This is a genomic window from Streptomyces sp. NPDC056128 (assembly GCF_042263835.1).
Classification (GTDB): domain Bacteria; phylum Actinomycetota; class Actinomycetes; order Streptomycetales; family Streptomycetaceae; genus Streptomyces.
Window position 1 is genome coordinate 1 of record NZ_JBHJVQ010000023.1, and the last position, 14,861, is coordinate 14,861.

Here is a 14,861-nt window from a genome sequence, read left to right on the forward strand (position 1 = left end):
GGTTACATTCCGAACCCGGAAGCTAAGCCTTACAGCGCCGATGGTACTGCAGGGGGGACCCTGTGGGAGAGTAGGACGCCGCCGAACAATCATTGAAAGGGTTGGACCCAGAACTTCGGTTCTGGGTCCAACCCTTTTTTGTTTTCCGTCACTTGAAGTTCACGTTGCGCTACGACGATCGTTCGTATGGGTACCTCAGCAATGCTCAGGGCCGCCGGCGTAGGAGTCGGCGACGAGGTCGTCGTACCTGCCTTCGGGAACGTGGAAGTCGCCGAGGCCGTGGCTCTCGCCGGCGCGCTGCCGGTGTTCGCCGACATAGATCCGGGGACGTACTGCCTGGACGCCGCCGCGGTGGAGGCGTCGTTGACGTCGCGGACCGCGGCCATCGTCGCCGTGCACCGGTTCGGACACCCGGCGGACATGGGTCCGCTGCACGGGATCGGACAGCGGCACGGGCTGCTCGTGCTGGAGCAGGGCGAGTCCGAGGCGCCGTACGACGAGATAGCGCGGCGCAGGGAGCGGGCGGCCTATCTCGACGGGAAGCTGAGGGGTGTGCGGACCCCCGACTGGGGCGACGGGCACACCTATCAGCAGTACGTGGTGCGGGTGCCGGGGAACGGCCGGCCGGACCGGGACGCCTTCGCGCGTGCCGTGCGGGGACGGGGAGTCGACTGCAGGGTGCCGGTGAAGACACCCGTGCACCGGTTGCCGGGATTCCGGCGATGCGTGTCGTTGCCCGAGACCGAGCGGGCCGTCGACGAGACCCTCGCGCTGCCGGTCGAGGCGTCGTTGACCAGGCGGGACATGCAGCGGATCGTGTCCGCGTGCAATGCCCTGGGCGGACTTCTGCAACCCGCGTTCGGATGAAGTCCGTGGTTGGGAGCACCGGCTTGTTCGGGGTATGATCTATTCCGTTGCCGCGGGGAAACCCGAAAGCGACAGGCCCCCATAGCTCAGTCGGCAGAGCGTCTCCATGGTAAGGAGAAGGTCAACGGTTCGATTCCGTTTGGGGGCTCCACTACAAAGGCCCCGCCCAATTGGGCGGGGCCTTTCGCATGCCCTGGTCAGTCCGCGTGCGGCTCCGGGACGCGCATCGCGAGAATCGCCATGTCGTCGGACAGGGCGTCAGAGGCGAAGCGCTCCACCGCGCGCATGATGCGCGCGGCCACCGCACCCGCCGTCAGGCCCGTGCACGACGTGAGGACGTCGGCGAGGCCGTCGTCGCCCAGCATGCGGGTGCCCTCGCGGCGTTCGGTGACGCCGTCCGTGACACAGAGCAGCACGTCGCCCGGGTCGAGGGTGACCGTCTGCTCGTACAGCTCCAGGTCCTCGATCACGCCGAGGAGCGGCTGGGGCTCGGCGGCGGGTTCGACCGAGCCGTCCTGGCGCAGCCGGAGCGGGAGCGGGTGGCCGGCGCAGACCACCTTCAACTCCGCGCTGCCGTCGTCCTGCGGGCGCATCTCGCCGTACAGCAGCGTGAGGAAGCGGCTGCGGGCGCCCTCGTCGAGGATGGCCGAGTTGAGGCGCTCCAGGACCGCCGGGCCGCTGAGACCCTCGCGGGCGAGCAGGCGCAGGGCGTGCCGGGCCAGGCCCGTGACGGCGGCCGCGTTCGGGCCCGTACCGCAGACGTCGCCGATGGCGAAGCCGTAGGCGCCGTCGCTGATCGGGAAGAGGTCGTAGAAGTCTCCACCGACCTCGTTGCCCTCGCCGGCCGCGCGGTAGATGACCTCGACCTCGACGCCGTCGATGAGGGGCAGTTCGGGCGGCAGGAGGCTGCGCTGGAGGGACTGGCTGATGGCCGTGCGCTCCGAGTACAGGCGGGCGTTGTCCAGGGCCAGGGCGGCACGGCGGGACAGGTCCTCGGCGAGTTCGAGGATCTCCTGGCGGAAGTGGTCGTCCGTGGGCTTGCCGAGGGTGAGCATGCCGATGACGCGGTTGCGGGCGACCAGGGGCAGGACCACGGTCTCGCCGCCCACCGCGGAGGCGGTGGCGAGGGTCGGGCCGATGCCGGTGCTCAACTGGTGTGTCGGGCTGCCGCTCAGGCCGAGGTCGCGCATGGAGGTGCGCAGCGCGGCCTGGTGGGCCATTTCGGCGGGGGCCGTCCAGACGCGGGCGCCCGGGGTGGGGACCGGGTCGGGCGGCGCGATCTTGGACAGCAGGGACTTGATGCCGTCGATGAGTTCCTCGTCCTCGTGCAGGACGTAGGAGAGATACGGGTCGGAGGCCTGGTCGGCGATGGTGTAGACGGCGCACCAGGTGGCGAGGGTGGGGACCGTCATCTGGGCCATCAGGGCCAGCGTCTGGTCCCGGTCCAGGGTGCCGGCGAGGAGGTCGGAGGCCTCGACGAGGAAGCTGAGGGAGCCGCGACGCAGCCGCTCCAGCTCGCCCAGGCGGGCCGACTCGACGGCCAGGGCGATGCGGTCGGCGGCGAACTGGAGGCGCAGCGCCTCCTCGTTGGAGTACCGGCCGGCGGCCTCGGCGGCGACTCCGAGGGAGCCGGTGAGGCGGCCCTCGACCTTGAGGGGGACGGTGACGACCGAGCGCATGCCGGTGCCGTTCAGCAGCGGGACGGCGCCGGGGACGGCCGCGAGGTCGTCGTGGACGGCGGGCATGCGCGCGGAGCCGTAGCGGCCGGGGCCGGCCTCCACGGGGACGCGGGCGAAGCGCTGGCGGGCGGAGGGCAGGCCGGTGGAGGCGCGGACCTCCAGCTCCGTCTCGTCGTCGGTCGCCAGCAGCAGGAAGGCGGCGTCGGCGTCGAGCATGTCGCGGGCGCGTTCGACCGTGCGCTGGAGGAGTCCGTCGAGGTCGTCCGGGGCGGGGGAGCCGATGAACACCTCGAAGGGGTCGGTGCTCTGGCCCTCGGAAGACGAGGAGTCGGCGGACGGTACGCGCATCGGGGTCTGCAGGACCGCGCGTTCGTGGTCCCGGACGAGGAGGCAGACCGTGGACGGCTCGCCGCCGGCGTCGCGGACGCGCAGGTGGGAGGCGTACACCGGGGTGACGCGGCCGTTGGCGCCCCTGATGCCGTAGCTGCCCTCCCAGCGGGAGAGCTGGAGCGCCTCGGCGATTCCGGTGCTGGTGCCCGGGGTGTGCGGCCAGGCCGCGAAGTCGGTGAGCGGCTTGCCGGTGACCTGCTCGGCGGGGTAGCCGAAGAGCTCCTCGGCGTCCTCGTTCCAGGACGTGACGGAGCCGGTGCGGTCGATCTGGACGACGGCGACGCGGACCCGGCCGTCGGCGAGCGGCAGCAGGTCGGCGGGGAGCGAGGGGCCGGCGGCGCGGGTGCCGACCGGGCGCTCGGGCAGGTGGAGGTGGAACCAGACGTTCTTGTGCGTGGGCGTGTACTCGACGCCCCAGCGGTCGGCCAGGGCCGCGCACAGCTGGAGGCCGCGGCCGCCCTCGCGGTCGGGGCTGCCCATGTTGGCGGGGGAGCCCTGGAGCGGGACCTCGCGTTCCGGATAGTGGTCGGCGACCTCGATCCGTACACCGTCGTCGCTGCGCATGCACTCGACGTCGGCGGTGGTGCCGGCGTGCACCACCGCGTTGGTCACCAGTTCACTGGTCAGCACCACGGCGTCGTCGACGATGTCGGCATGGCCCCAGCCCTGGAGCGTGTCGCGGACGAAGGACCGGGCACTCGCCACGGACCGTCCGACGGGCTCGAAGCTGGCGGCCGCGCGCGCGGTGATCACAGAACTCCTCGACCCTCTCTCCCCGTGCACGGCCTCATGGCCGACCCGGTCGTGCCGCTGCTGCGGCAGTCCACCCGTCGGCCCGGGATCCGGGGGCTGCTCCCCCGGGATCAGTCCGGTGGTCATTCCGGCCGCCCCTCCGATGCCCGCTTCGTCTCCGTGCCACCGTCCAGACCGGACACACCGGCTTGGCTGGACAGCCGCATGCAAGGTTACTTACCTTCGCCGTCCATGCGGATGCCGGTCTGCAGTGTTTCCGCCCAGAGGGTGTGCGGACGATGTGCGAAGCTGCCGAACTGTTATGGCCTGGTTCGGCCGGGGTGAAACACTGGGCAGGCTTCTTGTGAGGTCCGGGCAGGTGAATGCGCGCCGAGTGGGGTGGGCAGCAGCCCCTGGAGCGGGTTCGGCGAGCCGGACCGGATCGCTCGGCATCATGGGAAGTACGCGGCAGTAACCGGTCCGCCGAGCGTGGGCGGCCGGGCACAGCAGTATTGGTCGACCCCTGCGGGAGGGACACAGTGGAGTCTGGCGCAGCGACGCGGGCCACGAAGACGCGCGCGAAAGGCGGACAGTCCCTGAGTAACAAGGGCAAATCGCGGGGCGGCACTACGACGGTGGACACGGCCGCGCTGAATCGTCTGCTCGCGGCGCTCGTCTCCATGCGCGAGGGAAACTTCCGCAAACGGCTGACGGTGTCCGGCGACGGCGTGATGTCCGAGATCGCGGCGGTCTTCAACGAGGTGGCCGACCGCAATCTGCACCTCACGGGTGAGCTGGCCCGGGTGCGGCGTGTGGTCGGACGTGAGGGAAAACTCACCGAGCGGCTGGAGACGGGTGCCTGCGACGGTGCCTGGGCGACCGCGATCGACAACTCGAACGCGCTGGTCGACGATCTCGTGCGGCCCGTCTCCGAGGTCAGCCGGGTGCTGTCGGCGGTGGCGGACGGTGATCTGTCGCCGCGCATGGAGCTGCGGACGCAGGTGGAGGAAGGGGCCGGGCAGCCGCTGCGCGGTGAGTTCCTGAAGGTCGGGCGGACCGTGAACAACCTGGTCGACCAGTTGTCGACCTTCACCGACGAGGTCACGCGGGTGGCCAGCGAGGTCGGTACCGAGGGCAAGCTGGGCGGACAGGCCCGGGTGCGCGGTATGTCCGGTTCGTGGAAGGACCTCACGGACTCCGTCAACACCATGGCGTACCGGCTCACCGCTCAGGTGCGGGACATCGCGCTGGTGACCACGGCGGTGGCCAAGGGCGACCTGTCGCGGAAGGTCACGGTGCACGTGGCCGGCGAGATGCTGGAGCTGAAGAACACCGTCAACACGATGGTGGACCAGCTCTCGGCGTTCTCCTCCGAGGTGACGCGGGTGGCCCGTGAGGTGGGCACCGAGGGGGCCCTGGGCGGGCAGGCCCAGGTGCCGGGCGTGGCCGGGGTGTGGAAGGAGCTGACCGACTCCGTCAACACCATGGCCGGGAACCTGACGGCCCAGGTGCGTGAGATCTCGCACGTGACGACGGCGGTGGCCAACGGCGACCTGTCGAAGAAGGTGACGGTGCCGGCCCGGGGCGAGGTCGCGCAGCTCGCCGAGACGATCAACCAGATGACCGAGACGCTGCGGATCTTCGCGGACGAGGTCACGCGCGTGGCCAACGAGACCGGTGGCGAGGGCCAGCTGGGCGGCCAGGCGAACGTGCCGGGTGCGGCCGGGATCTGGAAGGACCTGACGGACTCCGTCAACACCGTCTTCCGGAACCTGACCACTCAGGTGCGCGACATCGCCGCGGTGACGACGGCGGTGGCCAGTGGTGACCTGTCGCAGAAGGTCACCGTGGACGTGGCCGGCGAGATGCTGGAGCTGAAGAACACCGTCAACACGATGGTGGACCAGCTCTCCAGCTTCGGTGCCGAGGTGACCCGGGTGGCCCGCGAGGTCGGGGTCGAGGGCGAGCTGGGCGGTCAGGCGCAGGTGCCGGGCGCGGCGGGGACGTGGAAGGACCTGACGGACTCCGTCAACACCGCGTTCCGCAACCTCACCGGTCAGGTGCGGAACATCGCTCAGGTGACGACGGCGGTGGCCAACGGCGACCTGTCGCAGAAGGTCACCGTGGACGTCTCAGGCGAGATGCTCCAGCTGAAGAACACCGTGAACACCATGGTCGACCAGCTCTCCAGCTTCGCCGACCAGGTGACCCGGATGGCCCGGGACGTGGGTACGGAGGGCCGCCTCGGCGGTCAGGCCCGGGTCGACGGCGTGTCGGGGACCTGGAAGGAGCTGACGGACTCCGTCAACTCGATGGCGGGGAACCTGACCTCCCAGGTGCGGAACATCGCGCAGGTGACGACGGCCGTGGCGCGCGGTGATCTGTCCCAGAAGATCACCGTGGACGCGCGCGGGGAGATCCTGGAGCTGAAGAACACCATCAACACGATGGTGGACCAGCTGTCGTCCTTCGCGGAGCAGGTCACGCGCGTGGCCCGTGAGGTGGGCACGGAGGGCCGCCTCGGCGGTCAGGCCCAGGTGCCCGGGGTCGCGGGCGTGTGGCGCGACCTGACCGACTCGGTGAACGGCATGGCCGGCAACCTCACCGCGCAGGTCCGCAACATCGCGCAGGTCGCCACGGCGGTGGCGCGCGGTGACCTGTCCCAGAAGATCACCGTGGACGCGCGCGGGGAGATCCTGGAGCTGAAGAACACGCTGAACACGATGGTGGACCAGCTGTCGTCGTTCGCCCAGGAGGTCACGCGCGTCGCGCGCGAGGTGGGCACCGAGGGCATCCTCGGCGGCCAGGCGGAGGTGCAGGGTGTCTCCGGCACCTGGAAGGACCTCACGCAGTCGGTGAACGGCATGGCCAACAACCTGACCATGCAGGTCCGCAACATCGCCGAGGTCACCACGGCGGTGGCCAAGGGCGATCTGTCGAAGAAGATCACCGTCGACGCCAAGGGCGAGATCCTCGAACTCGTCACCACCGTCAACACGATGGTGGACCAGTTGTCGTCCTTCGCGGAGCAGGTCACGCGCGTGGCTCGTGAGGTGGGTACGGAGGGCATCCTCGGCGGCCAGGCGCACGTGCCGGGTGTCGTGGGCATCTGGAAGGACCTCAGCGACAACGTCAACCTGATGGCGAAGAACCTCACCGTCCAGGTGCGGAACATCTCCCAGGTGGCCGCCGCCGTCGCCAACGGCGACCTGACGCGGACGGTGACGATCGAGGCGCGCGGTGAGGTCCACCAGCTGGCCGAGACGTTCAACACCATGGTGAAGACGCTGAGTTCGTTCGCCGAGCAGGTCACCAAGGTGGCCCGTGAGGTGGGCACGGACGGCATCCTCGGCGGGCAGGCGCACGTGCCGGGCGTGTCGGGCACGTGGAAGGACCTCACCGAGTCGGTGAACCAGATGGCGTCCAACCTGACCGGTCAGGTGCGCAACATCGCCATGGTCACCACCGCCATCGCCAAGGGCGACCTGACCAAGAAGATCGACATCGACGCGCGCGGCGAGATCCTGGAGCTGAAGACGACCATCAACACGATGGTCGACCAGCTGTCGTCCTTCGCCGAGGAGGTCACCCGGGTGGCCCGCGAGGTGGGCACGGAGGGGCAGCTGGGCGGTCAGGCGCGCGTGCGGGACGTCGACGGCACCTGGCGGGACCTGACGGAGTCCGTGAACGAGATGGCCGGGAACCTCACCCGGCAGGTGCGCGCCATCGCGCGCGTGGCGACCGCGGTGACGCGCGGCGACCTGAACCTGAAGATCGACGTGGACGCCTCCGGCGAGATCTCCGAGCTTCAGGACTACATCAACAAGATGATCGCCAACCTCCGCGACACCACGATCGCCAACAAGGAGCAGGACTGGCTCAAGGGCAACCTGGCCCGCATCTCGGGTCTGATGCAGGGCCGCCGGGACCTCCAGGACGTCGCCTCGCTGATCATGAGCGAGCTGACCCCGGTGGTCTCCGCGCAGCACGGGGCCTTCTTCCTCGCGATGCCCCTGGTCGTCGACGGCCAGGATCATGCGGGCGCCCAGGAGGACCAGTACGAACTGCGCATGCTGGGGTCGTACGGCTACTCGATGGGGTCGATGCCCACGTCCTTCCGGCCGGGGGAGGCGCTTGTCGGCACGGCCGCCGAGGAGAAGCGCACGATCCTCGTGGAGAACGCGCCGAGCGGCTACCTGAAGATCTCCTCCGGGCTCGGGGAGGCCCCGCCCGCCCAGGTGATCGTCCTGCCGGTGCTCTTCGAGGGGCAGGTGCTCGGCGTGATCGAGCTGGCGTCCTTCACGCCGTTCACGCAGATCCAGAAGGACTTCCTCAACCAGATCGCCGAGATGATCGCGACCAGCGTCAACACCATCTCCGTCAACACCAAGACGGAGGTACTGCTGAGCCAGTCGCAGGAGCTGACCGAGCAACTGCGCGAGCGGTCCGAGGAGCTGGAGCAGCGGCAGAAGGCGCTCCAGTCGTCCAACGCCGAACTGGAGGAGAAGGCCGAGCTGCTGGCGCAGCAGAACCGCGACATCGAGGTGAAGAACACCGAGATCGAGGAGGCGCGGCAGGTCCTGGAGGAGCGCGCCGAGCAACTGGCGGTCTCGATGCGCTATAAGAGCGAGTTCCTCGCCAACATGTCGCACGAGCTGCGTACGCCGCTCAACTCGCTGCTGATCCTGGCCAAGCTGCTCGCCGACAACGCCGACGCCAACCTGTCGCCCAAGCAGGTCGAGTTCGCCGAGACGATCCACGGGGCCGGGTCCGACCTGCTCCAGCTCATCAACGACATCCTCGATCTGTCGAAGGTCGAGGCGGGCAAGATGGACGTCTCCCCGACGCGCATCGCGCTCGTCCAGCTCGTCGACTACGTGGAGGCCACCTTCCGGCCGCTGACCGCGGAGAAGGGCCTGGACCTGTCGGTGCGCGTGTCGCCCGAGCTGCCCGCCACGCTGCACACCGACGAGCAGCGGCTGCTCCAGGTGCTGCGCAACCTGCTGTCCAACGCGGTGAAGTTCACCGACTCGGGGGCGGTCGAGCTGGTCATCAGGCCGGCCCGGGACGACGTTCCGCAGGGCATCCGGGAGCAGTTGCTGGAGGCGGGTTCGATGACCGACCCGGACGCCGAGCTGATCGCGTTCTCCGTGAGCGACACCGGGATCGGGATCGCGGCCAGCAAGATGCGGGTGATCTTCGAGGCGTTCAAGCAGGCCGACGGCACCACCAGTCGCAAGTACGGCGGTACGGGCCTCGGGCTGTCCATCTCGCGGGAGATCGCGCAGTTGCTGGGCGGTGAGATCCACGCCCAGAGCGAACCGGGCCGCGGCTCGACGTTCACGCTCTACCTGCCGCTGCGCCCGAGCGAGCTGCCCTCGCACGGCTACCCGCAGCCCCTGCCGCCCGCCGGGGGAGGCGAGCTGCCGGCGGGCTCCGGGGCGGCGGACGAGCTGCCGGAGACGGAGGTCGAGACGCCGGCCGAGGTGCGGTCGTACCAGGACTCGCAGAACGGTGCCGCGGCGCTGTTCCGGCGTCGTCGCCGCTCGGCCGAGACCGAGGAACTGCCCGCGGTGCGCGAGCGGCAGCCGGGCCCCGAGCAGGAGACGACGTCGCAGTCCAGCCGCGGGATCCGGTTCGGCGGGCAGAAGGTGCTGATCGTCGACGACGACATCCGCAACGTGTTCGCGCTGACCAGCGTCCTGGAGCAGCACGGGCTGTCCGTGCTGTACGCGGAGAACGGGCGCGAGGGCATCGAGGTGCTGGAACAGCACGAGGACGTGGCGGTCGTCCTGATGGACATCATGATGCCCGAGATGGACGGGTACGCGACGACCACGGCGATCCGTCGGATGCCGCAGTTCGCCGGGCTGCCGATCATCGCGCTGACCGCCAAGGCGATGAAGGGCGACCGGGAGAAGGCGATCGAGTCGGGCGCGTCCGACTATGTGACGAAGCCGGTCGACCCGGATCACCTGTTGACGGTGATGCAGCAGTGGATGCGCGAGGAGTAGGACCGCGTGGCACGTTCGGGCACCGCGTCCGTGGTACGGAGGGGCACCTTCCGTGCGCCACGGCCGGGCAGTGTGCGAACGTGGGGTGTGCGTGAACGGCGGGAACCTCCGGGGACTCGCGCGGAGTCGCTGACTCAGCGTGCCCGGAGCCGTGTAGAAGTGCGGGATTCGGGGAACCTTCTGGTCTCCCGCTGCGTTTCTGCTACGTGCACAGTGACATCACGGTGACAGGGTGTGGCGACAGGTGGGGTGCGGCTACGATGACCGGCACAAGGACGGGCGACGCAAGGGAGTCGTCCCCCGGGGTGGCACCCGCCGGTGCCGCGCCAAGTCCTGCGGACAGGGGAGGCCCCACGCCGGGGCGAGGAGGGCGGGCCATGGTGCAGAAGGCCAAGATCCTCCTGGTCGATGACCGGCCGGAGAATCTGCTGGCGCTGGAGGCGATCCTCTCGGCGCTCGATCAGACGCTGGTGCGGGCATCGTCCGGGGAGGAAGCGCTCAAAGCACTGCTCACGGACGACTTCGCGGTCATTCTGCTGGACGTCCAGATGCCGGGCATGGACGGTTTCGAGACCGCCGCGCACATCAAGCGACGGGAGCGGACCCGGGACATCCCGATCATCTTCCTCACCGCGATCAACCACGGTCCGCACCACACCTTCCGCGGGTACGCGGCGGGCGCGGTGGACTACATCTCGAAGCCGTTCGACCCGTGGGTGCTGCGCGCGAAGGTCTCGGTCTTCGTCGAGCTGTACATGAAGAACTGCCAGCTGCGGGAGCAGGCGGCCCTGCTGCGGCTCCAGTTGGAGGGCGGCGACAAGGTCGCGGCCGGCGAGGCCAAGGAGCCGGCGGGGCTGCTCGCCGAGCTGTCGGCCCGGCTGGCGGCCGTTGAGGAGCAGGCGGAGGCGCTCTCCAAGCAGTTGGGCGACGAGTCCACGGACGCGGCGGCGGTGGCCACCGCGGCGCACCTGGAACGCAAGCTGACCGGACTGCGCAGGGCCCTGGACGCCCTGGAGCCCGGCACGTCCGGCGGTCAGCCCGCCGTCAACTGAGGCCCGCCGTGGGCCCGCTGCGGGTCCGCCGCCGGGCAGCTCGTGACTCCCCTGGTCCGATCTGTGAGGACTTGTCAGGAGCTGTACCGGAGGCGTCAGTTCCGCAACCCGCTCCGGACGACACGAACGGGTGAAGCGGTAGGCACACGTGTCGACCGCCGTCTCCCCCGGTAACCTCACACCTATGGCCTCACGTCCCTCCGCAGCCAAGAAGCAGCCCGCGAAGAAGGCGGCCGCTCCCGCGAAGGGGCCGGTCAAGAAGGCCGCTGCCAAGAAGGCACCCCCGAAGAAGGCGCCCGCCAAGAAGGCCGTCGCGAAGAAGCCCGCGCCCAAACCGGCCCCGAGCCCCACCGGCGGTGTCTACCGGTTGGCGCGCGCGCTCTGGCTGGGCCTGGCGCACGGCGTCGGTGCCGTCTTCCGCGGCATAGGGCAGGGCGCCAAGAACCTCGACCCCGCCCACCGCAAGGACGGCGTCGCGCTGCTGCTGCTCGGCGTCGCCCTGATCGTCGCCGCGGGCACCTGGGCCGACCTCAAGGGCCCCGTCGGCGACCTCGTCGAGATCCTGGTGACCGGCGCCTTCGGCCGGCTGGACCTGCTCGTGCCGATCCTGCTCGGCGCCATCGCCGTGCGCCTGATCCGGCACCCCGAGAAGCCCGAGGCCAACGGGCGGATCGTGATCGGCCTGTCCGCGCTCGTCGTCGGCGTGCTCGGTCAGGTGCACATCGCGTGCGGCTCACCGGCCCGCGGCGAGGGCATGCAGGCCATAAGGGACGCCGGCGGCCTGATCGGCTGGGGCGCGGCCACCCCGCTGTCGTACACGATGACGGACGTCCTGGCCGTGCCGCTGCTCGCGCTGCTCACGGTCTTCGGGCTGCTGGTCGTCACCGCCACCCCGGTGAACGCCATCCCGCAGCGGCTGCGGCAGCTCGGCGTGCGGCTCGGCGTGGTCGACGACCCCGACGCCTTCGCCGACGACGACGAGCGGTACGACGACCAGTGGCGCGAGGCGCTGCCCGAGCGGACCCGCAGGCGCGGGGGAGCGCCCGTCGAGCCGTACGACCCGGACGCGGCCGAGCAGGAGGCGCTCGGCAGGCGTCGTGGCCGCCCCCGCCGGTCCGCCGTGCCGCAGCCCGAGATGAACCGGCCGATGGACGCCGTGGACGTCGCCGCGGCGGCCGCCGCCGCGCTCGACGGCGCCGTCCTGCACGGCATGCCGCCGTCGCCGCTTGTCGCCGACCTCACCCAGGGCGTGCACACCGGGGACCGCGAGTCGACGACACCGACCCCGACGCCTGTGCCGGCCGCGCGCCCGCAGCCGGGCAAGCTCAAGAAGGACCCGGCCAAGGCCTCCGAGCCGGAGACGTCGGGCGCCGTCCCCGACCTCACCAAGACGCCGGTGCCGCAGGAGCGCGACCTGCCGCCGCGCGCCGAACAGCTCCAGCTCTCCGGCGACATCACCTACTCCCTGCCGGCCCTCGACCTCCTCACGCGCGGTGGCCCCGGCAAGTCCCGCAGCGCCGCCAACGACGCCATAGTGGAGTCGCTGACCACCGTCTTCACCGAGTTCAAGGTGGACGCCCGGGTCACCGGCTTCACCCGCGGCCCGACGGTGACCCGCTACGAGGTCGAGCTGGGCCCCGCCGTCAAGGTCGAGCGGATCACCGCGCTGACCAAGAACATCGCGTACGCCGTCGCCAGCCCCGACGTGCGGATCATCAGCCCGATCCCCGGCAAGTCCGCGGTCGGCATCGAGATCCCCAACACCGACCGGGAGATGGTCAACCTCGGCGACGTACTGCGCCTCGCCGAGTCCGCCGAGGACGACGACCCGATGCTGGTCGCCTTCGGCAAGGACGTCGAGGGCGGCTACGTCATGCACTCGCTGGCGAAGATGCCGCACATGCTCGTCGCGGGCGCCACCGGCTCCGGCAAGTCGTCCTGCATCAACTGCCTGATCACCTCGATCATGATGCGGGCGACCCCGGAGGACGTCCGCATGATCCTGGTCGACCCCAAGCGCGTCGAGCTGACCGCGTACGAGGGCATCCCGCACCTGATCACGCCGATCATCACCAACCCGAAGCGCGCCGCCGAGGCCCTGCAGTGGGTCGTGCGCGAGATGGACCTGCGCTACGACGACCTCGCCGCCTACGGCTACCGGCACATCGACGACTTCAACCGCGCGGTGCGCGAGGGCAAGGCCAAGCCCCCCGAGGGCAGCGAGCGCGAACTCCAGCCCTACCCGTACCTGCTGGTGATCGTGGACGAGCTGGCCGACCTGATGATGGTGGCGCCGCGCGACGTCGAGGACGCGATCGTGCGGATCACGCAGCTCGCGCGGGCGGCCGGCATCCACCTGGTGCTCGCCACCCAGCGGCCCTCCGTGGACGTCGTCACCGGCCTGATCAAGGCCAACGTGCCCTCCCGGCTCGCCTTCGCCACCTCCTCGCTCGCCGACTCGCGGGTCATCCTCGACCAGCCCGGCGCCGAGAAGCTGATCGGCAAGGGCGACGGCCTCTTCCTGCCGATGGGCGCGAACAAGCCGACCCGTATGCAGGGCGCGTTCGTGACCGAGGAGGAGGTCGCGGTCGTCGTCCAGCACTGCAAGGACCAGATGGCACCCGTCTTCCGGGACGACGTCACGGTGGGGACCAAGCAGAAGAAGGAGATCGACGAGGACATCGGCGACGACCTCGACCTGCTGTGCCAGGCGGCCGAGCTGGTCGTCTCCACCCAGTTCGGGTCGACCTCCATGCTCCAGCGCAAGCTGCGCGTCGGCTTCGCCAAGGCGGGGCGGCTGATGGACCTGATGGAGTCGCGGAGCATCGTCGGACCGAGCGAAGGCTCAAAGGCTCGTGACGTTCTTGTGAAGCCTGATGAGCTGGACGGAGTGCTCGCCGTGATCCGGGGGGAGTCTGAAGGGTAGGGAATCGTGGGCCAAGGATTCCGCCGACGGAGGGCCGGGACGGCCGGGTGGCCGATCGTGACTCACCCGTTAGGGATCATTGAGCAACCGTTTCCCCATGGCGTACGTCAAGTTGAGGGAAGTGACAACAGGTAGTCCACCATCGGGATGCCGGGCCATTCGGATGGCGTAAAAGGTCGTACCGCCCGGTTGCCCGACCCGTTCGCAACCCCCCTAGACTGAAGTCCAGCACAGGCGGCTAAACGCTCGAAAGGCGCCCCCGTGTCCAACGGCAACTCCCCTGAAGACGAGCGTCCGATCGAAGACGTTTCCCCCGACGTTACTGAACACGTCTCCGAGGAAACCCGCCCCTCCGTCGGCCGTGCCCTCCAGCAGGCGCGGATCGCCGCCGGGTTGACCGTCGACGACATCACCACCGCCACCCGCGTCCGGATCGCCATCGTGCACGCCATCGAGGCGGACGACTTCGCGCCCTGCGGCGGCGACGTCTACGCGCGCGGTCACATCCGCACCCTCGCCAAGGCCGTCGGGCTCGACCCGGCCGAGCTGCTCGCGCAGTTCGACGACGCGCACGGCGGCCGCCCGGCGCCGACCCCCGCCGCCCCCCTCTTCGAGGCGGAACGTATCCGTCCGGAGCGCCGCGGACCCAACTGGACCGCCGCCATGGTCGCCGCGATCGTCGCGGTGATCGGCTTCGTCGGGTTCACGTTCGTCAAGGGCGGCGACGACGGCGGCAACGAGGCGAGCGTCGCCGAGGGCGCCCAGCCCTCGACCGGCGGCTCCGCCTCGGCGAGCGCCAAACCGAAGAAGCCGGCCGATCCCAAGCCGGAACCCTCCGACAGCGCCATCGCCGCCGCGCCCCGCGACAAGGTGACCGTCAAGGTCAGCGCAGTCGAGGGACGCAGCTGGATCTCCGCGAAGGACCACAACGGCCGGCTGCTCTTCGACGGACTCCTCGAACAGGGCGACTCGAAGACCTTCCAGGACAACGAGAAGGTCAACCTCGTCCTCGGTGACGCCGGCGTCATCCAGCTGTACGTCAACGGCAAGAAGATCGAGGACGACTTCCGGCCGGGCTCCGTGGAGCGCCTGACCTACACGAAGGGCGACCCGCAGGTCGGATAGCGGACCCGGAGAACGCGTCGGTACGGGGTTGGCCGGGATCGGCCAACCCCGTCGACATGGGCTGTCGGCGGGACGA

The 14,861-nt window shown here is 70.0% G+C and carries 6 protein-coding genes, 1 tRNA gene and 1 rRNA gene; 7 read left to right on the plus strand and 1 reads right to left on the minus strand.

The features are described 5' to 3' along the window. From rrf to ACFC1X_RS29880, 3 genes are all read left to right on the plus strand, one after another. Positions 1 to 87 (plus strand): 5S ribosomal RNA (gene rrf, locus ACFC1X_RS29870); the annotation flags it as partial. A gap of 114 nt (positions 88 to 201) precedes the next feature. Further along, positions 202 to 867, plus strand: coding sequence for a DegT/DnrJ/EryC1/StrS family aminotransferase (locus ACFC1X_RS29875; RefSeq protein WP_376359556.1), 666 nt, complete (start codon positions 202 to 204; stop codon positions 865 to 867). 75 nt (positions 868 to 942) lie between these two features. Continuing rightward, a tRNA-Thr gene (locus ACFC1X_RS29880) sits at positions 943 to 1,018 on the plus strand. 46 nt (positions 1,019 to 1,064) lie between these two features. Here the strand turns inward: ACFC1X_RS29880 and ACFC1X_RS29885 are convergent. Beyond that, positions 1,065 to 3,815: a SpoIIE family protein phosphatase gene (locus ACFC1X_RS29885; protein ID WP_376359319.1), complete on the minus strand. Its 2,751-nt coding sequence runs from the start codon at positions 3,813 to 3,815 to the stop codon at positions 1,065 to 1,067. A gap of 392 nt (positions 3,816 to 4,207) precedes the next feature. On the opposite strand from ACFC1X_RS29885, the gene ACFC1X_RS29890 reads away from it, so the two are divergent. The 4 genes from ACFC1X_RS29890 (at position 4,208) to ACFC1X_RS29905 (ending at position 14,785) form a co-directional block, all read left to right on the plus strand. Then, positions 4,208 to 9,682 carry a HAMP domain-containing protein gene (locus ACFC1X_RS29890; RefSeq protein WP_376359322.1) on the plus strand — a complete coding sequence of 1,825 codons (5,475 nt, stop codon included), beginning with the start codon at positions 4,208 to 4,210 and terminating at the stop codon, positions 9,680 to 9,682. 377 nt (positions 9,683 to 10,059) lie between these two features. Then, positions 10,060 to 10,734 (plus strand): two-component system response regulator, encoded by a 675-nt coding sequence (locus ACFC1X_RS29895; protein ID WP_125491828.1) that lies wholly within the window; start codon positions 10,060 to 10,062, stop codon positions 10,732 to 10,734. A 184-nt stretch (positions 10,735 to 10,918) separates the two neighbouring features. Further along, positions 10,919 to 13,660 carry a DNA translocase FtsK gene (locus ACFC1X_RS29900; protein WP_376359325.1) on the plus strand — a complete coding sequence of 914 codons (2,742 nt, stop codon included), beginning with the start codon at positions 10,919 to 10,921 and terminating at the stop codon, positions 13,658 to 13,660. 261 nt (positions 13,661 to 13,921) lie between these two features. Next, positions 13,922 to 14,785 carry a helix-turn-helix domain-containing protein gene (locus ACFC1X_RS29905; RefSeq protein ID WP_376359329.1) on the plus strand — a complete coding sequence of 288 codons (864 nt, stop codon included), beginning with the start codon at positions 13,922 to 13,924 and terminating at the stop codon, positions 14,783 to 14,785. Positions 14,786 to 14,861 lie beyond the last annotated feature (76 nt).